This window comes from Glycomyces tarimensis, from assembly GCF_054776215.1.
Window position 1 is genome coordinate 1 of record NZ_BAAHCB010000039.1, and the last position, 911, is coordinate 911.

At 43.9% G+C, this 911-nt stretch carries 1 protein-coding gene; it reads left to right on the forward strand.

What is annotated here, in order from left to right; all coding sequences use genetic code 11:
* Positions 1-730: NS1 family protein (locus ACYVK3_RS21145; protein WP_460499331.1), on the forward strand; the 730-nt coding region annotated here is incomplete at its 5' end.
* Positions 731-911 lie beyond the last annotated feature (181 nt).

Here is a 911-nt window from a genome sequence, read left to right on the forward strand (position 1 = left end):
AACGCGTGATCAGCAAAAGCAGGGTGACAAAGACATAATGGATTCCAACACTATGTTAAGCTTTCAGGTAGACTGCTTTCTTTGGCATGTCCGCAAACGATTTGCAGACCAAGAATTGGGTGATGCCCCATTCCTTGATCGGCTTCGCCGAGATCAGAAGTCCCTGAGAGGAAGGGGCAGCACTCTTGGTCTGGACATCGAAACAGCCACTCGTTCGGGAAAGCAAATAGTGGAGCGGATTCTGGAGGAAGAATCCGATGAAACGCTCAAAATGACCATTGCTTCCGTGCCTGCCTCACGCTACCTAACTGACATGACTCTTGAAGAAATGTCAAGGGACTGGTTTATGCTCATGCCCAAGCAGAAAGTAGCAGGTTCCCTTTGCATCAAGATGGACCAGGCAATAATGGATAAAAACATCATATTGAAAGCCAATTTCGGTGCAATTTTTGATCGGCTGGAAACTCTAATACTACTTAGAGCTTTCACAGAAGAAGGAGCAATTGTGGGAGAAATCTCACCATTACCTTCTCTTCCAGGACATACTAATGAGGATGTCAAAAATGCAATTGGGATCCTCATCGGAGGACTTGAATGGAATGATAACACAGTTCGAGTCTCTGAAACTCTACAGAGATTCGCTTGGAGAAGCAGTAATGAGAATGGGGGACCTCCACTCCCTCCAAAGCAGAAACGGAAAATGGCGAGAACAATTGAGTCAGAAGTTTGAAGAAATAAGATGGCTGATTGAAGAAGTGCGACATAAGTTGAAAATCACAGAGAACAGCTTTGAACAAATAACGTTTTTGCAAGCCTTACAACTATTGCTTGAAGTGGAGCAGGAGATAAGGACTTTCTCGTTTCAGCTTATTTAATGATAAAAAACACCCTTGTTTCTACTGATCACGCGT